Source organism: Streptosporangium sp. CA-135522 (assembly GCF_050949235.1).
In the GTDB taxonomy this organism is placed as follows: domain Bacteria; phylum Actinomycetota; class Actinomycetes; order Streptosporangiales; family Streptosporangiaceae; genus Streptosporangium.
Genome location: NZ_CP192026.1, coordinates 5,028,600 through 5,049,424, shown reverse-complemented (window position 1 = coordinate 5,049,424; position 20,825 = coordinate 5,028,600). Strand labels below are relative to the sequence as shown.

At 69.2% G+C, this 20,825-nt stretch carries 23 protein-coding genes and 1 pseudogene; 15 read left to right on the top strand and 9 right to left on the bottom strand.

From position 1 onward, the window contains the following. Positions 1–274 precede the first annotated feature (274 nt). A complete protein-coding gene (locus ACQPYK_RS23715; protein ID WP_433258501.1) occupies positions 275–439 on the bottom strand; it encodes a hypothetical protein in 165 nt (54 codons plus the stop codon). 274 nt (positions 440–713) lie between these two features. Here ACQPYK_RS23715 and ACQPYK_RS23710 point away from each other — a divergent pair, with 274 nt between their 5' ends. Further along, positions 714–1,016 (top strand): DUF4158 domain-containing protein, encoded by a 303-nt coding sequence (locus tag ACQPYK_RS23710; protein ID WP_433258499.1) that lies wholly within the window; start codon positions 714–716, stop codon positions 1,014–1,016. Here ACQPYK_RS23710 and ACQPYK_RS23705 read toward each other — a convergent pair. Next, positions 984–1,970 carry an AraC family transcriptional regulator gene (locus ACQPYK_RS23705; protein WP_433258497.1) on the bottom strand — a complete coding sequence of 329 codons (987 nt, stop codon included), beginning with the start codon at positions 1,968–1,970 and terminating at the stop codon, positions 984–986. The two genes, ACQPYK_RS23710 and ACQPYK_RS23705, sit on opposite strands and share 33 nt — an antisense overlap. Before the next feature lie 52 nt (positions 1,971–2,022). Between ACQPYK_RS23705 and ACQPYK_RS23700 the strand changes: the two genes are divergently transcribed. The 7 genes and pseudogenes from ACQPYK_RS23700 to ACQPYK_RS23670 all read left to right on the top strand — a co-directional run. Then, the gene (locus tag ACQPYK_RS23700; protein WP_433258495.1) at positions 2,023–2,733 is read left to right on the top strand and encodes an SDR family NAD(P)-dependent oxidoreductase; all 711 of its coding nucleotides are present in this window, start codon (positions 2,023–2,025) and stop codon (positions 2,731–2,733) included. Between the two features lie 311 nt (positions 2,734–3,044). Next, positions 3,045–3,212, top strand: a complete 168-nt coding sequence (locus ACQPYK_RS23695) for a hypothetical protein (RefSeq protein WP_433258493.1) — start codon at positions 3,045–3,047, stop codon at positions 3,210–3,212. A gap of 430 nt (positions 3,213–3,642) precedes the next feature. Continuing rightward, positions 3,643–4,749, top strand: coding sequence for a hypothetical protein (locus ACQPYK_RS23690; protein ID WP_433258492.1), 1,107 nt, complete (start codon positions 3,643–3,645; stop codon positions 4,747–4,749). A 65-nt stretch (positions 4,750–4,814) separates the two neighbouring features. After that, on the top strand, positions 4,815–5,240 hold the full coding sequence (locus ACQPYK_RS23685) for a hypothetical protein (RefSeq protein ID WP_433258490.1): 426 nt from the start codon (positions 4,815–4,817) through the stop codon (positions 5,238–5,240). A 456-nt stretch (positions 5,241–5,696) separates the two neighbouring features. Beyond that, entirely contained in the window at positions 5,697–5,915 is a 219-nt protein-coding gene (locus ACQPYK_RS23680) for a hypothetical protein (RefSeq protein WP_433258489.1), read from the top strand. 103 nt (positions 5,916–6,018) lie between these two features. Next, positions 6,019–7,182: a serine hydrolase domain-containing protein gene (locus tag ACQPYK_RS23675; RefSeq protein ID WP_433258488.1), complete on the top strand. Its 1,164-nt coding sequence runs from the start codon at positions 6,019–6,021 to the stop codon at positions 7,180–7,182. A 174-nt stretch (positions 7,183–7,356) separates the two neighbouring features. Next, positions 7,357–7,857 (top strand): annotated as a pseudogene (locus ACQPYK_RS23670) (helix-turn-helix domain-containing protein); the annotation flags it as partial. A 60-nt stretch (positions 7,858–7,917) separates the two neighbouring features. On the opposite strand, the gene ACQPYK_RS23665 reads toward ACQPYK_RS23670, so the two are convergent. Next, a complete protein-coding gene (locus ACQPYK_RS23665; protein WP_433258486.1) occupies positions 7,918–8,082 on the bottom strand; it encodes a hypothetical protein in 165 nt (54 codons plus the stop codon). Between the two features lie 37 nt (positions 8,083–8,119). Then, positions 8,120–9,037 carry a CHRD domain-containing protein gene (locus tag ACQPYK_RS23660; protein WP_433258484.1) on the bottom strand — a complete coding sequence of 306 codons (918 nt, stop codon included), beginning with the start codon at positions 9,035–9,037 and terminating at the stop codon, positions 8,120–8,122. A 593-nt stretch (positions 9,038–9,630) separates the two neighbouring features. On the opposite strand from ACQPYK_RS23660, the gene ACQPYK_RS23655 reads away from it, so the two are divergent. After that, a complete protein-coding gene (locus tag ACQPYK_RS23655) occupies positions 9,631–9,819 on the top strand; it encodes a hypothetical protein (RefSeq protein ID WP_433258483.1) in 189 nt (62 codons plus the stop codon). On the opposite strand, the gene ACQPYK_RS23650 is transcribed toward ACQPYK_RS23655, so the two are convergent. Then, entirely contained in the window at positions 9,807–10,439 is a 633-nt protein-coding gene (locus ACQPYK_RS23650) for a hypothetical protein (protein WP_433258482.1), read from the bottom strand. The genes ACQPYK_RS23655 and ACQPYK_RS23650 overlap by 13 nt on opposite strands. A gap of 130 nt (positions 10,440–10,569) precedes the next feature. Here ACQPYK_RS23650 and ACQPYK_RS23645 point away from each other — a divergent pair, with 130 nt between their 5' ends. Next, a complete protein-coding gene (locus ACQPYK_RS23645; protein WP_433258481.1) occupies positions 10,570–11,016 on the top strand; it encodes a hypothetical protein in 447 nt (148 codons plus the stop codon). Positions 11,017–11,261: 245 nt separating this feature from the next. On the opposite strand, the gene ACQPYK_RS23640 is transcribed toward ACQPYK_RS23645, so the two are convergent. Beyond that, positions 11,262–12,104, bottom strand: coding sequence for a hypothetical protein (locus ACQPYK_RS23640; protein WP_433258479.1), 843 nt, complete (start codon positions 12,102–12,104; stop codon positions 11,262–11,264). Positions 12,105–12,316: 212 nt separating this feature from the next. On the opposite strand from ACQPYK_RS23640, the gene ACQPYK_RS23635 reads away from it, so the two are divergent. Continuing rightward, positions 12,317–14,593: a hypothetical protein gene (locus ACQPYK_RS23635; protein WP_433258477.1), complete on the top strand. Its 2,277-nt coding sequence runs from the start codon at positions 12,317–12,319 to the stop codon at positions 14,591–14,593. A gap of 44 nt (positions 14,594–14,637) precedes the next feature. On the opposite strand, the gene ACQPYK_RS23630 is transcribed toward ACQPYK_RS23635, so the two are convergent. Beyond that, positions 14,638–15,252, bottom strand: a complete 615-nt coding sequence (locus ACQPYK_RS23630; RefSeq protein WP_433258475.1) for a TetR/AcrR family transcriptional regulator C-terminal domain-containing protein — start codon at positions 15,250–15,252, stop codon at positions 14,638–14,640. Between the two features lie 57 nt (positions 15,253–15,309). On the opposite strand from ACQPYK_RS23630, the gene ACQPYK_RS23625 reads away from it, so the two are divergent. After that, positions 15,310–16,080 carry an alpha/beta fold hydrolase gene (locus ACQPYK_RS23625; RefSeq protein ID WP_433258474.1) on the top strand — a complete coding sequence of 257 codons (771 nt, stop codon included), beginning with the start codon at positions 15,310–15,312 and terminating at the stop codon, positions 16,078–16,080. Between the two features lie 326 nt (positions 16,081–16,406). Here ACQPYK_RS23625 and ACQPYK_RS23620 read toward each other — a convergent pair whose 3' ends face one another. Both ACQPYK_RS23620 and ACQPYK_RS23615 read right to left on the bottom strand, forming a co-directional pair. Further along, positions 16,407–16,562: a hypothetical protein gene (locus tag ACQPYK_RS23620; protein ID WP_433258473.1), complete on the bottom strand. Its 156-nt coding sequence runs from the start codon at positions 16,560–16,562 to the stop codon at positions 16,407–16,409. A 212-nt stretch (positions 16,563–16,774) separates the two neighbouring features. Continuing rightward, entirely contained in the window at positions 16,775–17,689 is a 915-nt protein-coding gene (locus ACQPYK_RS23615; protein WP_433258471.1) for an alpha/beta fold hydrolase, read from the bottom strand. 428 nt (positions 17,690–18,117) lie between these two features. Between ACQPYK_RS23615 and ACQPYK_RS23610 the strand changes: the two genes are divergently transcribed. From ACQPYK_RS23610 to ACQPYK_RS23600, 3 genes are read left to right on the top strand one after another with little or no spacing between them, the layout of a single operon-like run. Continuing rightward, positions 18,118–18,939, top strand: coding sequence for a lysostaphin resistance A-like protein (locus ACQPYK_RS23610; protein ID WP_433258469.1), 822 nt, complete (start codon positions 18,118–18,120; stop codon positions 18,937–18,939). Continuing rightward, entirely contained in the window at positions 18,936–20,090 is a 1,155-nt protein-coding gene (locus tag ACQPYK_RS23605; RefSeq protein ID WP_433258467.1) for a sensor histidine kinase, read from the top strand. The genes ACQPYK_RS23610 and ACQPYK_RS23605 overlap by 4 nt, the downstream gene beginning before the upstream one ends. Continuing rightward, entirely contained in the window at positions 20,087–20,746 is a 660-nt protein-coding gene (locus tag ACQPYK_RS23600) for a response regulator (RefSeq protein WP_433258465.1), read from the top strand. Before ACQPYK_RS23605 ends, ACQPYK_RS23600 begins: the two co-directional genes overlap by 4 nt. Positions 20,747–20,825 lie beyond the last annotated feature (79 nt).

The following is a 20,825-nucleotide window of genomic DNA, read 5'->3' as shown; positions in this document are numbered from 1 at the left end:
CCCAGGTCAGCGGGTTTCCAGGAAGATCGTGTTCTCGGAAGCGGAGACGGCCAAGGCTTCCGAGAACACATGCGACGCAGGGGTGAAATCCCAGCTCGACCCTTCCGAGAACAGAACCGCACCGCTACTTGGCGGCCGGGGACACGTTCGGGAGAAGGAGGCCGACACGGCGGAAGCACGTCGAAGCCGCTGGCGTCACCCCGGCCAGCCTGGAAACCCACCTGGTCGTCGTAGTGACCATCGGGCACCGCCGCCTCGATGCCGACAACCCCGATCACGGCCTGGACCTGCGGACCACCTCCACGGCAACTACTCCTGGGCCGACCAGGTGACGAGCGCCTCCCGCGTCGCAGCGCTCCTCGAGGAGGGCGTCGAGCTCCAGGCTCTCACCGAGGTGCTCACCGGCGCCGGGTACGAGGTGACCTCCGACTCTGAGCACGAGGTTGGCGTCTTCGCGCGCCTAGCCACTGGCTCATGAAGGGGCAGACCAAGTACGGGAGAAAGGGACAGTGGGCTGCTGAACTGCTGGTCAGAGGGGTTTTCCTCGGATGATGTGACCCTCTGCTTGGGTTTGATCGCGGTTTGGTGAACAAGGCATCCGTTGGAGTTGGGGGCTGAGGAACATCTACGGAGGGTGTTGTCACGGTCGAGTTCCTGACCGATGAGCAGGCAGCGGGTACGGGGCGTTCGCGGGGGCGCCGTCGCGGGCGGAGTTGGAGCGGTACTTCTTCTTGGACGACACCGACCGGGAGCTGATCCAGGACAAGCGCCGGGATCACAACCGGCTGGGGTTCGCGGTCCGGTTGACCGGCGTGCGGTTCTTGGGCCGGTTCATGGCCGACCCCCGGCAGGTGCCGACGGGGGTGGCCGAGTACCTGGCGGAGCAGTTGGACATCACCGATGCGTCGTGCCTGAAGCCCGAGCCAGGTCTGGTTGCTTTTGGGCGGAGGGGAAAGCGGAGGGAATCGGCTCGCGGTGGGTGGTCAAGTCCTCACCGCGTGCCGTACCTCTGCTAGGGGGCCTCGCCAGGCCGACGGTGTGTGGCCGCGGGCGCGTTTGAAGGCGACGCTGAACGCGAACGGATCACGGTAGCCGACCTGGTGGGCCACGGTGGCCACGGTCTGCTGGGTGTCGCGGAGCGGGTCGGCGGCGATGGTCATGCGCCAGTCGGTGAGGTAGCCCAGCGGCGGCTGCCCCACCAGGGCGGTGAAGCGCTGGGCGAAGGCGGCCCGGGACAGGCCGACCTTGGTGGCCAGGGAGGCGACCGTCCACCGGTGGGCGGGGTTGTCGTGCAGCAGGCGTAGCGCCTCGCCGATCGACGGGTCGGTCAGCGCCTGGTACCAGGCGGGCGGTGACGCCTGCGGCCCGGTGCACCAGGCCCGCAATGTGATCACCAGGAGCAGATCCAGGAGCCGGGCTAGGACGGCTTCCTGGCCCGGCTCGTCGCGGGCGGTTTCGGTGGCGAGGAGGTCGAGGGCCGGCTGGGTGCGGGGGCCCGAGGGGACGACTGCCAGGGGTGGGAGGAGGGCCAGCAGCCTGGAGGCCGAGGAGCCGTGCAGGTCGTAGGCGCCGCGGAGCATGACGGTGGCGCCGGCGAGGCCGTCGCCGTAGGTGCGGGGTGAGAGCGTGGGATGGAGGTCGGCGGGGGTGCCGGTGTGAAGGTACTTGCGGCCGTCGCGGATCAGAAACTGAGGCGCGGTACCGGGCTCGTCGGTGATCGTGTAGCCGCCGGGAGCCGTGATGAGGGCGATGTCACCCGCAGCGAGGAGGACGGGGGTGGTGTCGCCGAGCCGGATCCAGGCGTGACCGCCGAGGGCGGCGGCGACGGGGAGCGGCGGGGAGTCGGCGAAGGTCATGCCCCACGGCGGCCGCTGGATCAGCTGCCGGACCAGGGCGTTGTGAACGCGGGCCCGGTGCAGGAGGTCGGCCAGCACGTCCACCTCCCCCATCCTGGACGTTCGCAAAGGCAATCAAGCTCTTCACCCATGGATCGTCCAGGCTGCATGCGGTTGGCTCGATGTCATGACGAAATCCATCGCAGTGTTCGGCACCGGTCCGAGAGTCGGTCAGGCCATCGCCCGACGATACGGGAAGGAGGGGTACGAGGTCGTCCTGGTCGCCCGGCGTCCGGAGCCGTTGGAGGCGCTGGCCCGGGAACTGGCCGTCGAGGGAGTCACCGCCCACGCAGTCACCGGCGATCTGGACCAGGCCGACGCCGTCCCGGCGCTGGCCGGGCGGATCCGCGAGCGGATCGGTGACCCCGCGGTCTTGTACTACGGCCCGGCGCCCGCCGACCTGGCGTTCGTGCCCGCAGCCGCGCTCACCCCGCAGTTGCTGCAAGAGCGCTTGCCGATCACGTTGTACACGCTCATGGCGCTGGTCAGCCAGTTCCTGCCCACCATGGTCGAGCGGGGTGACGGTGCTGTCCTCACCGCTCAGGGGGCCGCTGCCGTGGAGGGGCGGCCGTACATGAGCGGGTGGCCGCCGCTGCTGGCCGCGCAGCGCAACTACCTGCAGTCGCTCGCAGGCGAGGTCGCCGGCCAGGGCGTCTACGTCGGAATGCTCTACATCGGCGCGCGCATCCTGGGCACTCCGTTCGAGGCCGGCTACCAGCGGCGCCTGGCTGAGGGCGACCCCATGCCCGATCTGCCCGCCGCCGACCCGGCCGAGCTGGCCGACGTCCTTTGGGACATGCACTCAGCGCGCAACCGGCAGGAAACTCTCCACGGGTAGCCAGGCGCATGCCCGATGCGGGCCCCGGTCCCGGTGAACTCCGCGTGATGGATCTTCACCCGCTTGGCGGTGAGTGCCTGCGCCATCTGCGGCGACAACCGCGCCGAGCTCGTCACTCTGCAGATGGCGTAGGACCTATCCATCACCGCGAACGGCGTGCTGACCAGCTGACGGCGACGGCCAGTGGGCGAGACATGTGGTCGTCAGGCGGCACGCGGCGCGGACGTCGGCTTTCGGGTCCACGCCAGCGGCCTTTTCCCAGTCAGCCGCCGCCTCATGAGTGTGAGGCGATCCGCCTGGGGCAGGCCTTCATGACCACCGCGGCACGGCCGTGCGCACGGGTACTGATCCCGGTCTGGGAGACCGTCGACGGCGCTCCACTGGGTTGGCCGGCCACCTACAAGACGCCGGTCAAGGCCACCCACCTGGCGGGCAACCCGCACCTGGCCCCCACGAGACAGCACCGAGAGCTGACCTGACGGCTCATGTCCTCGACCCCCAAACGGTGATCTACTGACGGCACCGTCCAGGAAAGGAGCTGCCGTGATTCACCGTACTCACCGTGGGGTCGATGTCGATGTCGACGTCGATGCCGGAGTCATCGTCCGAAGATAGAACAACCGGACGAGACCCCGAGATCCAATGAGGCTTTTCTGCACGGGTTCAAAGGCACCCGCCCGGCGGGCGCCGGCGGATGACGAAACCCGGCACCAAAGCCAGGCCGCCAGCAATTGCCGAATTGTTCTTATAGGGATCAAATGGGCGCCGCACGCGGTGCTGCCCGAGGACCCTGCCTTCCGGGGCCGCCCCGGCCCCGGGGCGGTGTGGCAGCTGCTGCGCGCCACCCGGGCGCTGTGAGCCGGCCTGGGCCACGGCCGGATGGTCGTCCCAGGGGAAGCGGGAGAGAACATGCGTTTTCTGGAGCGGGAACGCGCCACTGTGGCGAAGCTGCTGCCCGGGCTGGACGAGAGCCTGCGGGCGGTACCCCTCATGGAGCTGGAGGACCCGAATAGCCCCGGCATCGGGCTCTTCCGCGACAGCGGCGGCCCCGGGCTGCTGGCGCCGACCGACTACCAGGGGCGGGGAGCCACCGCCCTGGACGCCCTACGGGTGCAGCGCGCACTGGGCAGCAGGACACCGTCGCTGGCCGTGGCCACCACCCTGCACCACTTCTCGATGGCCACCCTGGCCGGTCTGATCACCGACGAGGGCCTGAAGTTCATGCTTGTCGAGGGTGTGGCCTCCGGCAACAACCTCGTGGCGTTCGGCTTCGCCGAGGAGCGCTCCGACGGCGGAGTCCTCTCCCCCTCGATGACCGCCACGGAGGGGCCCGACGGGGTGCGGATCAGCGGGGTGACGCGCCCGCCCAGTCTGGCCCGGTCGATGGACCTGCTCATCGCCGGTGTCATGGTTCCCCGCTCGGACGGCCCGGGCGAGGAACTGGCGGTGGCGCTGGTGCCCGCGGAAAGCGAGGGTGTGAGCGTCGGCGAGACGGGGGCGGACAGTGAGCAGGTCACCCTCGACGACGTACTGTTTCCGCCGGAGCTGCTGGTGCGCACCTCGGACCTCGACGGGCGGCTGGACGTACTGCTGAGTGCGGGCTTCTCCTGGTACCAGCTGCTGATGACCGGCAGCCACCTCGGGGCCGCCGGCGCACTGGTCGAGCGGGTACTGCTCGATGACCGGGTGCCCGAGTCCGAGCGGGTCCGGCTGCTGGTGGAGGCCGAGGGCGCGATGTCGGCTGCGGAGGGCCTCGCCCGCCGGATCGACGACGACGGCCCGGACGAGTCGACGCTCGCCCACTCGCTGTACGTCCGGTACTGCGTGCAGGACGCCCTCTCCCGGGTGGTCCCGCGCGCGGTCGAACTGCTCGGCGACCTCGACTCCACGGCCTCCGACGAGGTCGGCCACCTCGCCACCTGCGCCAACGAGCTGGCCCTGCACCCGCCGGCACGGTCCCGGATGACCGGTCCGCTGGCGGCGTACCTGGTCGACGGACCGTTCACCATCGCCTGATCCCAGGCGTCCTCGCCCGGACCACGACCCGCCGTCCTGCTCAACCAAGATCGCAATTGTGGGTTTTGGGCTTACCTTGGCTGCACCCCTTCGCGGGCCGGGCTACGGCTCTCCGGCCGGTCCCGGCCCGCACCACCCACCACGCCTACAGCTACGGCCGCCACTACCAGGAACTGGGGCCCAAGCAGCTCAGCATCGCGATGTTCTTCTACCGGCTGGCCGCCGACCACGGGCACGCCGATGCCACCTACCGGCTCGCGTTGATCCACCAGGCCAAGGAGGAGGACTGGGCGGCTGCCAGCCTGTTCGGCCGCGCCGCCGCCTACGGCCGTCCCGATGCCGCGGCCGAGTTCAACGACCTCTCCCAACGGCTCGTTCAGCCCCCGTGGAACGCCGGCGGGGTGCTGCCCCTGCACCTGATCACAGAGAATGAGGAGCCGCCGAAGGAGCCGCCCTCGCCGGCCGGTGATCCGCCCGCGGAGCTTTCCTGAGGCCGCCGCCATGCCGCCGCCGCCGGCGGTCTCGGCACCCAGACGCGGACCGCCTCCGGGAGCGACGTCGACGCCGGTTCCCGTCGCGGGGAGATGGGTGGGCGTGGATCGGCATCCGCCGACGACCATGATCCCGTCCCTCCCCTCGGGCGAGCCGGGCTCCCCCCTCCGGTAGCCAGGCTCACAACAAGTCGTCCATCGGTGATCGCCTTGTTACCTCGGGTGAATCGTCAACTTCTGCGGTTCCTCAAAGTGTCTTTCGTGGCGGGCCCACTGGTCGATCAACGGCGGTGGCGCCGTATGACCGGTGGAGTCTGAACCCGAGGGGCGGATAGCCCTTCTACGGCTGGATCCAGCCACCCGACCGACAGGGGAGCTTCCTCCGCTGTCGCCTGGCCGCCGCTACGGAGGCTCCGTACGGTCCGGGCATGGGTACTGTGCCCGAACCCACCCCAGGTGATCGACACCGATCCGCTCACCCCCGCCATGATGCTGGAGCAGGTCGGCGGCTGGCTCACCCGGGCAGGGGTGGCCAAGGTCGCTCACCTGGTCGCCGGTGACGCCCCGGCCGCTTCGCCGTCCGCAGCGTCGATGTTCACGGCCACCTACACCGCGCTGGGCGGCCCCCTTACAACGGCCGGTGCCGGCTGGAAGAGCGTTCTAAGACGCCTGTAAGCGCCGCCGGACATCGTAGAGGACGTCCGGAAGAAACGAACGCAACGCAGCTTTCTGCGAAAGCCAAACGCGTACTATCGCGACCTGAAAGGGCGATCGACCCATGATGACTAGAACCCTCCGAGCCGCCGCCTGCCTGCTCGCCGCCGGACTGGCGGTGACCGTGAGCGCGTCGGCGGCGGTGGCCGGCGACCACACCGAGGTCCAGCGGGTGCTTGACCAGGCCGTAACCGGCGGCGGCATGCCCGGCATCCTCGCTGACGTCCGCGACACCGGCGGGGCGTGGTTCGGCACGGCGGGCGTGGCCGACACCGAGACAGGACGCGAGCGCCGGCAGCAGGACCGTTTCCGTGTCGGCAGCATCACCAAGGCGTTCACCTCGACCCTGGTGCTGAAGCTCGCGGCCGACGGCCGGTTGAGTCTCGACGACACCGTGGACAAGTGGCTGCCCGGCGTGGTCCACGGCAACGGCCACGACGGCAGCAAGATCACCATCAGGCGGCTGCTCAACCAGACCAGCGGCGTCTTCGCCTACACCCTGGACAAGACCATGGTCACCAACTACGTCGGGCCCGGCTTCCTCGAGCACCGCTTCGACACCATGAGTCCCGAGGAACTGGTGAAGGTCGCCATGACCCACCCGCCGTCCTTCGCCCCCGGCACGGCCTGGGGCTACTCCAACACCAACTACGTGCTCGCCGGGATGATCATCGAGAAGGTCACCGGCAGGTCGTATGCCGAGGAGGTCGCGCGGCGGATCACCCGTCCACTCGGCATGACCGCGACATACGTGCCGGGCGGCGAGGCGAAGCTGCGCGGACCGCACGCACGGCACTACTCGAAGCTCCTGCTGACCGAGCCCGACGCCAAGGTCTACGACGTCGCCGACATGAACGCCTCCTGGGCCTGGGCGGGCGGCGGCATGGTCTCGACCGCCGGGGACCTGCACACGTTCTACCGGGCGCTGCTGGGTGGCCGGTTGCTGCCGCCCGCGCAGCAGAAGGAGATGTTCACCAGTGTCTCGACCGAGGGCGGGCAGTGGATCCCGAACACCACATACGGGCTCGGCGTCTTCTCCCAGAAGCTGTCCTGCGGAGTGACGGCCTGGGGTGGAGGCGGCATGATCCACGGCTCCTGGACGTACGCGATGGGCAGCCGAGACGGCAAGCGCATGGTCGTGAGCAACGTCAACGGCGACTGGGGCAACCCGATCGGCATCTTCACCGAGGTGCTGGAGGCGGAGCTGTGCCCGCCGGGCTCCCGGTGACCGGTCCACGACCTTCCGAGGCAAAATGAGACACCCCGAACGGCTAAGCGCCTATCCAGAAGTTCTGCGCGTAACCGGACGTGAGATCGCCGGGGCGTGAGGGCGTTGACACGGGCCTCGCCGGGGGTTGGATCGAGGTTGCCACAGCGTCCACCCGGCGAGGTCGCGGTCGGTATGCGCCCGCCCATCCTGTTCGCCAAAGCCCCCGCCACCTCGATCGAGCAATTACACGCCCAGCTGCGAGGCCACCGGCGGCCGGCGATCCGCGCGGTGATGGTCCTGCTGTCCCTGCACGGCCTGCCGGCGGCGCAGATCGCCGACCTCCTGAACTACGACGCCACCACCGTGCGCCGATGGATCGGCCGGTTCAACCGCCACGGTCTGGCGGGACTGGCCGACCTGCCCCGCCCCGGCCGCCCCCGCCTGGGCGGCCGGCACCTGATGGGCCGGATCGCCGCCCTGCTGGCCCGGCCAGGACCGTGGACCGTTGCACGGCTGTGGCGCTATCTGAACCGGCCCCATCTGAGCAGGCATACGCTGTATCGGCGGGTGCGCCTGGTGGCCCTCTGGCGGCGTCCCAAACCGGTGGCCCGGGGCGATCCGGACCGGTGGCGGGTGGTGGCCGCCCTCGCTGAGCGGCTGCGCGCCCTGCCGCGCGGGGCGGTGGTCTGGGCCGCGCTCAAGGCGTTCATCGCCAACACCGCCCCACGGGCGGTATAGGACACGTGGAACGTCTCAGCGAAACGTGGCGACCCGCGGAGCCGTCCATCGCTGATCACTCCACCCATAGGCGGCGGCTCCCTGTTCCAGGGCCGTCTCCAGGTGCATCAGCTGCCCATCGGTCAGTTTGCAGCCGGTGCCGGTGGCTCCCTTGGACGCCAGCGCGGCCTCTCCACCCACCTCCTTCAGCGCCGGCCCCGAGTCAGCAAACCACCGGCTAACCGATGAAGACGTAGTCGGCCTGGTACGGCACCTCCGCTGTCGGGGTGGCCTGCGGGTCACAGGTGCCCGCGGGTGCGATGCCGCCGACGGTGTTGAGCCGCATTATCTCGACGACGTCCGCCAGCCGCCCCCGATCCGCCCCCGTCTGTGTGGCCCGCAGGTCAAGCTCGGGGATGTTGCCGGCCCCGTTGGGCGTCCTGAGCACGACGCTGCCGGTGACCGCGCTGCCGTCCGGCGCGACCCACTGCGGCGGCCCCGCGACCGGCTGCACGAACGAGTGCCGGATATCGCCCCTGAGCAGTGCGGAGACATCGTGCTGGGTGAAGGCGAACGTGCCGTCGGCCTGCCCGGTGCAGGCGTAGATCTGCACGCCCCTGACAACGGGGGCGACATCGACGTCCGGACGGTTTCCGCCGATCGGCTGGCTCACCTTGTGCAGTTGGCCTCGTACGGCACCGCCGCGGAACTCATTGGTGTGGAGGTTGGTATAGAAGGAGAGCGGGTTGGAGACGAGCGCGGCCAGCAACGCGCGGTCCTTGACCCTCACCGAGCCTTTCGCCGTGTGGCCGTGCCGCCTCGACGTGAACAGTGGAATCTTCACGTCTCCGTTGGTTCCCGCTCCGCCCGCGTGGATATGGGCCGCGGTCGGCGGGGAGATGCCCTCCCACCGCAGGGTGTAGGTGACGGTCGAGCCCTTGATCTTGAGCACCTCGACCGCCCGCCCGTCCGGGTCGCCCACGGCACCGCCGGTACCAGGTACCTCGTTGCGCCCCAGCAGACTCGACACCAGATACACCCCCTCACCACCGGACGAGGTGCCGGCAGAGGACGCCGCAGAGGCGGACGCATCAACGGCCGCGACCGAGGCGACCGCCAGCATGGCACTGGCGAAGATCAGTCTCTTGCTCGACATCGAACCACCTTTGAAATCTGGAGATCGACTTCCCATCATGATGGGGTCTTCAGATGTTCGTAAGGCATCCCTCGGTCTTCTCTTCTTTTCTTTTCTCCAAATCGAAGCGGGATATCTGCTTGGAAAGAAGAAAGCGCCTTATGCACCTATAAACAGCAGACCCTTCATCTTTAAGTCATTCCATTGCGTTCTATTTCGTTCCGCCCCGATGGTCACCTTCCGGCCAAGCTCCGAGTCGATGCTTCCTCTCACCATTGAGCCCGCCCTGATCATCGCCGGATGGCTGACCGCCGGCCTTCCGCTGCCGCTCGCGGGTGGCTTCGTCCCGCCCGCCCAGTTAGTGATCACCGTGCTCGTGCTGGTCGTACAGCGCGGCGCGGGTGGCCGTGAACGAAGCTTTGAGGCCGGCTGTGGGGCGTGGCGGACCGTCGCACTCATCGCGATCGCCACCGTTGTGGCGATCTTCATGGGCTGCTGCACAGCGAGCAGATCATCGTGCGGCGCGACCCAGCGTCCTACATGCAGTTCGGTGCCTGGTTGGCCGACCACGGTTCGCTGCCGATCCCGGCCCGGGTCACCGGTTTCCCCGGCAGGTGATCATTGTTGCCTGCCAGGTCGTCAGCGGCCTCACCCCGGCGGCCGCCGTCGTGATCCTCACCCGCACGGCCGACACCGAGATGCTCGCCGGGCCGGCATTGCCGACCGGGGCCACGGGCGCCTTCTTCCAACCCGCAATGAAGGGGATGTCGCCTCAGCTCGTCGACGGGTTTCAGTACCGCTGACGTCGAAAGCGCGGGCAGGGGTGCTGTTTCTCTGTCCATGGGCTGTTGCTGCCTTGCCGATATCGCTCGTAGAAGCCCTTGGCATGCGAGTACTGGCCGGTGGTGTACCGGGTCAGGCTTGGGTGGCGGACCTCCATCTCACGCAGGGCAACGGTGCCGAGCCCATAGAACTGACACTCAACCGAGAAACTGATCTTCTTGAGAAGGCCGACGCCGTAGGACTCGCAGATCACGTAGTGGACACGCCCGAGCCGATGCTCATCACCGGCGGCGATCCAAAACTCATAAGACGCGGTCCGCGAGTCGGCGACCCGTTCAGGGCCGCTGGGAGTGGCGCCGGCACGCGTGATCGCCTCCGACCTGGCGTAGCTTGCCGCGGCATACGGACTCCAGCCCAGGTCGGCATCAAGGTCGGCGATGGTGATCTTCGACCAGCCCGATACCTCGACGGTCCCTCTCGCCAGGAGATCAACCAGACGCATCTTCCACGCATCGGCGAACTCGGCCGGCCTGCGATGCTCGCGGTCTTGCTCGGCCAGCGTCTGCTGGTAGGCCTCACGGACGATCACCTGCATCGCTGCCCGCCGGATCCGCCGCTCGATGTCGTCGTAGTGCCGCACGGCGGTGGCCGGCCCAGGAGTGGGTCCAGCCCCACCCGCTCGTACAGACAGACCCATTTCGGGCCAACCGAATGATCAGTACTGTCGCTAGCGCAAAGGCACTAGCGCAAAGGCACTAAGGAGAAGAAATATGACGAACACCGGCGCTGTCACCACCGCGACGACGCAGCTCAGCGACTCCCGCACCCAGGAGGCCTTCACCACGGTGAAGAAGTGCATCACGCTGTTCGGTGCCGTCGGCGCCATCGTTCTTGGCATCATCGCCGTGATGGCGTTCACCGGCCACGAGGCGAGCCCGTTCATGTGGGTCAGGGGGGCGATCCTGTTCCTGGTGGCCTTCCTGCTCCACCGGTTGGCCGTCCGTGCCTCCCAGGGGTCGTACAAGGCCTTCGACCGGCTGCGCACCATCTCCACCATCTTGCCGATCGCGATCATCGGTGTGGACCTGATCCCCGGCCTCTGCCCGGCGTGGTACGCCGTGATCCAGGGCTTGTCCGCTCTCGCCCTGATCGGCGTCGCCGTCATCACCCGCGGTTCCGCGTTGAAGGCCGCCTTGCCCACCCCCGGCAAGAAGTGACGTCGGCGTGCTCAAAGACCTCGCCGTCCACGACCTCGATGCGACGTCCCGGGCAACGGGACGACGAAGAACCGCATTTACTGGCTGGGACGCGGTTTCGACGCTCAGTCCCCCGGCGCCTGCACCACCTTCACGGCGCCGGCTTCCCGGGTGGCCTGACCCGCCGTCCCCCGCCGGGGAGATCGCTCCGACCTTCCCTCACCCCGGCGAGTTCGGGAGAAGGAAAGACCCGGCGAGTCCCCGCCTTAACCCCGGCCGCCGCCCCGGTCGCTCGGCTCGCGCTTCCCCATGTTCGCCACCTCCCTCGCCGCAGGCGCCTTGACGCTCACCCGACTGCCCCAGCCGGTGTAATGGGTCTCCACGCTGAGCCGCCTATCCTCCCTCCCCGGTTCCGTCCCGCCGTGGGTCCTCGGCGGATAAACGGTGACCAATCGCCGAGGGAGCCGATCGGAGCCCAAAGTGAGCGTGAAGCGCAGCACCGCGGTTTTCTCCTCCCGGGACAGTCTGATCACCTGGGCGTTCCGCAACCAGGGAGAGACCTTTTCCAGCGCGCCGAAGCTGATCGCGCCCGTGTAGGTGCGTCCCGTTCGCTTCCCCTTCGTGATCAGGGCTTTCAGGGTCGCCGGCTCGGCCGCGTTCACCAGCTGGCTGCACCAGCCGCTCCAACCGGCGGTCATGCCGTGCGGGTGCTTGAGCCAGGTTTTGCCCTTCGGCGGCTCCCAAAGACCGCCGGAGTAGTAGCTGGTGGCGCCGATCCTGATCGTCCGGTCCGAACTCGTCAGCATCCACATGAGGCTTTTGGGCACCCGCGAGGTGTCGTCGGTGGTGACCTTCGTGGTGACGTCGGAGGCGACGATCCCGGCCTTTCCGAACTGGAAGGAACCGGTGCGCTTGAGGAAGGTCGTGTTCCCGGCGAACTCGACCAAAGTGGTGACGTCGGTGAACTTCACCCCGTTGCCCGCGACGAACTGGCTCTTCAACGCCGTGATCGGATCCGCGGAGGCGGCTTGGACGGGTGCCGCGGCCACGGACGTGGTGACCGTCATGGTGACCGTGGCCGCGGCGATGCCTGCGATCACTCGCTTCACGGTGATTTCCTCTCGGCCTGGTACGGGGAGGGAAATCCTGCCCGACCTTGATCACGAACACGTCTCAGAACGCGCCGCCCATGGCCGATAGGGGAACGGCACCAGCCACGCCGACTTCAGCGTGATTTGATCGTTTCAGCGGTGGCTCGTTAGGGTTGGGCGCCTTTGTTTGGATCTTCAGATCCTGTCCGCTCGTGCCCGAGGGTGTTTCCGTGCGCCGTTACCGTTTCGGCAAAATCGCCACGCTGTTCGCCGCCATCTATGTGGCCGTGGTCATCGTCTCCGGCGTCCGCGCGTTGGCCACCGGCGACCCCGCGCTGCTGCGCGAGATCGTCGCCGGGGGATGGGACACCGACTTCGTGCCCTACGCCTGGTGGGTGGAGCTCCTCATGGTCGCGGGCGGCGTCCTGCAGGGCTGGGCCTACTGGCAGATACTGCGCGGGCGGCCGACCGGCGCGGCGGCGGTCAACGGCAGGTCGGTCCGGCTACTACGAGCGGCCCTGTACCTCAGCGTCGCCTGCATGCTGCTGTACCGGCTTCCCCTCCCATATCAGTGGTGGCTCGGCCTGCCCTTCGACCTGCTCCAGATCGCCGTCGTCGGGCTGTTCTTCGTGGTCCTGGCCGACGTTCTGCCGCGATGGCTGCGGCTGCTCGGGCTCGTGGCGGGGCTGGCGAACGCCGCCATGGGCATGGCCTCCACCTTCGCCTATGGTCTCGGCCAGTACTCCGTCCTGCAGTTCGTCTCTCCATACCAGCTCGGCAACGCCGTCTACCTGCTGTGGCTGGTGCCTGTCCTGGCCGGCCAGGCCAGGCACGCGCGCTGGACCCGGGGCACCGTACGGATGGGCGCGGCCTCGGCGCTGCTGTCGCTGCTGTCGTCGGGAAGCCGTTCGTTCATCTCGTTCGGTGGTGGGGGCGTTGACTACGATCTTCTGCTCGTCATGGTCCTGGGCATCCTGGGCGTATTCGGGACGATGTGGCAGGCCCGCTCCGCCCACGACCTGGGCGTCCTGACACCTGTACCGTCTGCGGCGCCTGCGGTCCAGGTCGCACCCGCGCGAGCGTGGCCCCTCGCCGCCGTGGCCGTGGTGCTCCCGCTGATTCCAGCGGCCGTCAACCTCGCGGACGGCATGCCCGCGTGGATCGGCCCCCGCGGCGCGGTCGACGACCTCTTCCACGGGCACGTGAGCTACCCGGCGACCGTACTCTGGGTCGCCCTGGACATGCTCATCGGGGTCGGAGCCCCGGCCGTACTGATCCTGATCGCGGTCATGCGCAGAACCAGGCGGCTGCTGCGTGTCACGATGCTGACCCTGACCCTCGCCGCGGCGGCAGGAATCATCACCGCCCTCACGACGAAGTCCGAAGCGGACTGGCAGCTCATCCCCGAGATGACCGAGCAGCGGCTGACCCTGTACCCGGACGGACTGTTCGACCAGAACGACAAGGGCGAAATCCTCTTCGGGCTCTCCCCGCTGTGGTACAGCACCGCGCTCACCGCCTCCGCCCTCGTTCTGTTCCTGCTCTACCGTTTCCCACCTGCCGTCCGATCGCGCCACCACGTACTCGTGGCGGCACTGGCCATCTCCATGGCCCTGTGCTTCCTACCAGCGGCCGACCAGCCACGCGGTCGGGTCACCACGGCCGAGGACTGCTCACCTCCCGAAGCATGGGAGACGAACGGCGAGCTCGCGGAGCCCTCGCCACCGGCCGGCCCGCGCGCCTTCATCTGCGCCGTACGCCAGCAGCACACGCTCCCGTTCGCCGCCACCGCCCCCGACCAGGTACTGCTTGACCATGGCCATCGACTGTGCGCCGCCTACACCCGCAACGATCCGCGCGAGCTGGCCCGCCTGCGGGAGGTCGAAGGGGTGAACATCCGCAGCCTCAGTGGGGTACTCAGCGAGATCTGCCCGGCCGCGAAAGCGGAGATCGCGGCGGCCGCGGTCGCCGAGAATCGCGAATTCAACGAGTTCATGGCCGAGGAACAGCGCAAATGCGACGCCACCCCGCGTCACCGCCCCCTCATCGAGCCCGCCAAGGTGATCCGCCTCAAGGAACCGCAGTGGCCCGAGGCGGGACTGGAGCTGTACGACGAATTCCCCGGTGAGGGCAAGAGCACGACCTCCGGTCCGGTCACCGCCGGGCCCGGCCACGTGATGGTGAGCACGCATTCCGACTTCCATGTCTGCGTCACTCTGGAGACCTACACGCGCCGCCCACCGGTCGAGACCAAAGGCTGGGACAACGTCGTCGAGGTCGGCTATGCCAACCAGAGCGGCAAGATGAGCTTCATGGACGGCCTGAGCGGCACCGAACTGCCGGACCTGTCGCTCAACGGCCGCAAGGGGCACTACCGCATCCGCCTGCACCTGGCCTGGTTTCCCTGGAAGGGCGAGGAGGACGGCACCCAGCGGCTGCTGATCATGGTGTACCCCGGACCGGGCGACAAGGTCGTCACCTACCGCAGACCGCCGAAGCGACGTTGACGAAGCCGATGCCCTTCGAACCCCCAGATTCCGGCGCTGAGGCGCTAGCCGGGTGACAGCGCAGCGGACGTGCCGTCGATGAAAACCCGCAGACCGTGTTCGAAGGCCTCCTCGCCGATCGGCCCGCCGCCCTCACGCAGGGCAGCCACCAGCACGGCCGGTGCGCGGTCCAGGGACCCCGGCGACGGCGCTGCCGCCTGCTCCTGCAGGACGAATCCGTTTACGTAGTAGGTCAGGGAAGCGATCGTGTGCAGCGCCAGCGCCGGTGTGAAGCCCCGTTCGACCATGGCTGTCAGCTCCTGCTCGAACAGGGCTACGGTCTCGGGACTCAGTGAACGGGCGTGGGCGACCACGCGTGCGCCGTCGCGCTGGGCCAGAAGCGTGGTGCGGTAGGCCCGGGCGCGGCGCAGGAGCCAGTCCTGCCAGGACTCGTCGTCACGGGGCGGCCCCATCCCCGGAGCCCGGCAGATCGCGTCGGCCATCCCGTCGAGCAGTTCCTGTTTGGTGCGGATATGCCAGTACAACGCGGGGGACTGAACGCCGAGTTCCGCGGCGAGTCGGCGCACCGTGAGTCCCTCCAGCCCCACCTCGTCGAGCAGGCGAAGCGCGGTGTCGATCAGCACCTGCTTGGTCAGGCCGGGCCTCTTGTCGATGGGCATGTGAGTAGCTTAGCGTCGCTAAGTGAAACCCTTAGCGGTGCTAAGTGAGGAGGCGCAGTGCGTGCTTACGACGAGGGGCAGGGGCCGCCGATCGTGATGGTCCATCCGGGGCTGTCCGACGGGAGGCGATGCGGGAAAGTGGCCGCGATCCTGTCCGGCCGTTACCGGGTGCTGCGACTGGACCGCCGGCAGTACCGGCTGGATCGCGGCGCGCCCGTCCAGGTCGAGCAGGAGGTCGAAGACGTGCTGGCGCTCATACGCTCCGTCGGAAAGCCGGTGGTTCTCTACGGTCACTCCTCCGGAGGGGTGGTCGCGCTGGAGGCCCTGGTGGCCTCGCCGTCCTCGTTCGCCGGCGCCGTGATCTTCGAGCCGTCCGCGGTGATCGGGCCGCCGCTGTCGGGGGAAGGCGGCGAGGTGCTTCAGCGGGCTCGCGCGGCGATGGCGTCGGGCAAGCCGGGCAAGGCATTGACGATCTTCATGCGGGACACCGTCGGACTGCCGGACTGGCAGGCTTGGCTCGGCGGCGCGATCACCGCCCTCATCCCGCACTACCGCCGCCTCGTTCCCAGGCAACTCGACGACCTCGAGGCGATGGACCGGCTCGGTGTACGCCTCGACGCCTACGCCGCGATCGAGGTCCCCACGGTCCTGCTCGGCGGCGAGCGCAGCCCGGCGAACCTGGCCGAGCGGCTGGACGCTGTCCAGCGCGTGATGCCGCGCGCCGAGCGGGTGGTGCTCTCCGGATGTGACCACGGGGCCGACCTGAAGAAGCCGGCCGAGGTCGCCCGCGTCATCCGGGAGCTGGCCGAGAAGGTGATCGTCGACTGAGACGATCGACATCACTCCCCCGCCACGCAGCGCTATCTGCACCACCTCGGCACGCTCCAGAAAACGGACACGCCCCGCCGGCGCTTGCTGCTCCGCCCCACGCCAGGCAGCGGCGACAAGGTCACCCTGGGACTGGGCCTTCTGGCCGCTCGGCAAGAACCCCGAAGGGCTCCGCTACGACAAGATCGGCGGCGCCGGATGGGACCCGGCCCGCGCCTGGTCAGCCGCCGCCGGCATCACCGATCTGCTCATCGACCGCGCCAACACCCTGCCCCTCGACCGTATCGCCGACCTGATCGCCGCTCCCTGTCCGTTCGCAGGGACGGCTATGCGGACAGTCGATCCAGCCATTCCGTCAGTGGTCGCTGTTCAGCGTGGCTGAGAACGTTCTGGTCGGGCAGTGCGGCGCGCAGGGCTCGGGCGGCGCCGGCCGGGCCCTGTTCCTGCACGGCCGGTTCCCGGGTGGTGAGGGTGGAGATCATCGCTTCGCGCAGCGCGAGGAGGAGGGCGGGGTCGCGCTGGGGCTCGGGCAGGGACAGCCAGGTCAGGACGGCGCCGCGTGCGGTGGCGTGGATGATCTGGGCCGCGAGGTCCTCCTCGAGACTGCGCCACCAACGCCAGCAGAATCAAATCCCGGCGCTCCGGATCTCGGTGTTCCAGCGCCTGGCCTTCATCGCGGTGCTGGCCGGGCCGGTTACTCACCATGCGCTTGACGTGCGGCCTGCGCGGTGACGCGTTCGATGGCTTGGACGGCGACCTCGGGCTGGTCGGCGAAGATGTAGTGGCCGCTGTTCGTGGCCGTGCTCAGCTTGCCGCCGCGGGCCAGTGCGAGCCATTTGCGCTGGCCCGCGGCCCACGCCTGCTCCAAGCGCGGCCCGTACTCAGGGACGGCCGCGAGGTACGGCTTCCCGTGCTGGATCACCTCCACCGGGATGTTCCCGGCGGAACGGACCTTCCCGTCGGTGATGACGAGCTTCTCCGGGTTCTGGCCCTGGAAGATCGCCAGGTTCTGTGCGCGCAACTCGGCCGCCGGGCCGGTGTCGGACTCCGGGATCGCCTTCGTGATGTCGTCCACCATGGTGGGTGGGGTGGCGTCCATCAGGACCAGCCCCTTGACCCTGTCCTGGTGGTCGGGGGCGTACCTGGCGGCGATCAGCCCGCCCAGCGAGTGCCCGGCCAGCACGACCGGGTTGTCACCGGCGACGCGGTCGAGCACCCCGGTCAGGATCTTGCCGGTGCTGGAGAAGTCCTGAGGGCCGTCCGGCTGGTCGCTCGCGCCCGCGCCGAGCCGGTCGTAGGAACAGACCCGGTTCTGCTTGCTCAGCGTCTTTTGGATGGCGGCCAGCTTGTCCAGCCCATCGCCTCCCCCGTGCATCAGGACGATGACCGGCCTACCTTTCTCCGGGTCGCCGGAACAGGAAACGTTCACCGACCGGCCCGCGACCTCGATTTTCTCGGTCCCGGAGATCGGGGCGGCATCGGCTGTCCGCGGGGCCGGGGCCAACGGGTCCCAATTCTCCATCGCGTCGCCGTCGCAGCCGGCGACCCCCGCGCCGAGCGCGGTGCAGCACAGCGCGGCCACAACGGATGCCTTGATCTTGCGGAGCATGAGGTCCTCCAGTGAGGGAGCGAATGCCGGGGTGAGGCGCACGGCGGTGCAGCGGGGAAGGCGGACGGAGCGCCGTGGCTGCGTCGTAACGCTACGGATCGGGCGGTCTGGAATCGTCCCCGCACGGTGGACATTCGCGGGTAGCTCGTGCGAGGGACAGGTTCGGCCGGTCGGAGAGGGGGCGCGATCGCCGTGCTCCGTCGTGCGGTACGGACGCCGCCGGAGATGTACGCGATCCGCGGCAACGTCGAATGCCGTGACGTCGAACGCAGCGGCGTTGTACGACGAATCGCATGTGCACCTGTCCCCCGTGCGAGCTACCCGCGAATGTCCACCGTGCGGGGACGATTCCAGACCGCCCGATCCGTAGCGTTTCCCGGCGTAGCGGCGGCGCCCCGTCGCGGAGTCCCCCACGTAAGGGAGTCATCATGCGGTTGTTGAAACAGCTCGTGCCCGTCGCGATGGTCGCCTTCGCCGGCGGCGCGATCGTGGGCACGGTGCAAGGGAGCCCGCTCCTCACCCTGTTCTTCGGCGTCGCGACGGCCGTGCTCGCCGTACTCGTGTACGCCCGCGTGGTGCGGTGGTCTGAGCGCCGCGCACCGGTGGAGGTGGCGGCGCAAGGCGCCGCCCGCACCATCGCACGAGGAACGCTGATCGGGGTCGCGTTGTTCGCGGCCGTCATCGTGAACATCGCTCTCGTGGGCGGCTACCGGATCGACGGCCAGGGCTCACCGGCGGGCGCGATCGGGCTGCTCGGCTTCATGGCCGCCGCCGCGGTGACGGAGGAACTGCTGTTTCGCGGCATCCTGTTCAGGATCGTCGAGGAACGCACGGGGACGTGGATGGCACTGGTACTGACGGCGGTGCTGTTCGGCCTGTCGCACTTGTTCAACCCGCACGCCAGCCTGTGGGGCGCGATCGCCATCGCGATCGAGGCGGGCGGCATGCTCGCCGCCGCCTATGCCGCCACCCGGACCCTGTGGCTGCCGATCGGTGTGCACTTCGGCTGGAACTTCGCGGCGGCCGGCATCTTCGGTACCGAGGTCTCGGGCAACGGCGCGACGCAGGGGCTGGTGCACGGCGTGACGTCGGGCCCGGCCCTGCTCACGGGCGGCGAGTTCGGGCCGGAGGCGAGCCCGTACGCGGTGGTGTTCGGCCTGCTGCTGACGGTCGTCTTCATGTGGCTGGCCCGCCGTCGCGGCAACGTGGTCCCGCTCCGGCGCGGCGCGACCGCTACGCTCGCCCAATGACCGATCTACGGCGGGTCACGGACCTGTGGCGGCGGTGCGACGTCGTGGTCCGGGATTTACCGTTCGGGCTGCTGCTGGCCGTCGCATCGCTCCTGCCGGCGCTCCACGGTAAGGGGACGCAGGTCGGCGACCTGCCGGCCCGCCCCTTCGACGCGGCGGCGCTCGTGGTGATCGCCCTGGAGTGCCTTCCCCTCGCCGTGCGCCGGCGGTGGCCGGCCGTGTGCCTGGCTCTGGTGTCGCTCGGTTTCGTCCTCGACCAGCTCCGCGCCTACCACGTGTTCGCGAGCAGCGCGATGCCCATCGCGCTCATCAGCGCAGGCGCCCACCTGGAGCGTGGCCGGCGCGTCACCGTGATCCTCCTCTCCATGGCGTACGTGCCGCTGGCGCTCGCGCTCGGCCGGCTCGGCGCAGCCGAGAGGGTGGAAGGTTACGTGGTGTTCTACCTGGCGCTGGCCCTCGCGTGGGGCATCGGAGCCTGGCTGCGCTCCACCCGCGCCGCCGAGGCCGAACGCCGCCGCCACCTCGCCGAGTCCACCCGCGCCGCCGAACGCACCCGCATCGCCCGCGAGCTCCACGACGTCGTGACCCACCACGTGACGGCGATGGTCGTGCAGGCCGAGGCCGCCCGCTACCTGACCGCCGCCCCCGACCGCCTCGACGCGACCCTGAGCGCCGTCACCGACACCGGCCGGCGCGCCATCACCGACCTGCGGTACATGCTCGACCTGCTCAAAGCCGACCACGATACCGACGTCAGCATGCCCTCCGCCGGCGAGTTGCACACGCTCGTGGAGCAGATCCGCCAGGCCGGGCAGCCGGTGGAGTTCACCGAGGAGGGCAGTCCGGCGGAATCGGCGGGCAGCGCCGAGTTCGTGACCTATAGGGTCGTCCAGGAGGCCCTGACGAACGCCCTCAAACACGCCCACGGCAGCCCCACCGTGGTCCACGTGCGCTACGGCGAGAAGGAGATCAGCGTGGCGGTCAGCACCGACGGCTCCGGCTCCCGGGCCGCCTCTCCCGGCGGGAGCGGGCGGGGCCTGGCCGGGCTCCGCGAGCGGGTCGACACCCTGGGCGGCGAGTTCAGCGCCGACCGGCGGGCGGGCGGCGGCTTCGTCGTACGGGCCCGCATCCCCGGGGGGAGCCGGTCGTGACCGCGCCGCTCCGGGTCCTGGTCTGCGACGACCAAGCGCTGATCCGCACCGGCTTCGCCACCATCATCGACGCGCAGCCCGACCTGGGGGTGGTGGGAGAGTGCGGCGACGGCCGCGCCGCGGTGGAGCTGGCCCGCCGGCTGAGCCCCGACATCGTGGTGATGGACGTGCGGATGCCGGTGCTCGACGGCATCGAGGCGACCCGCCAGCTGGCCGGCGCCGGGGTCGAGAACCCGATCAAGGTGCTCGTGGTGACCACGTTCAACCTGGACGAGTACGTCTACGAGGCGCTGCGGGCCGGCGCGAGCGGGTTCCTGCTCAAGGATGCCCCGCCGGCGCAACTCCTGCACGGCATCCGCACCGTCGCGACCGGCGCCGCGCTGCTGGCACCCGAGGTGACCCGGCAACTCGTCGGCAGGTACGCCTCCCGCATCCGCCCCACCCAGGCCACGCCGGACGGCACCGCGCTGACCCCGCGCGAGCTGGAGGTGTTGCGCCTCATCGCCGACGGCCGGTCCAACAGCGAGATCGCCGCCACCCTGGTGATCAGCCAGGAGACCGTCAAGACGTACGTGTCGCGCATCCTCACCAAACTCGACCTGCGCGACCGCGTGCAGGCGGTGGTCTACGCCTACCGCAGAGGCCTGGTGACCTGAGGCACACCGCCCGGGAACCTCGATGGGGCGAACGCCGCAGACGTCAAGAACTGTCCGTGGCCCTGTTCGACCATCAGCG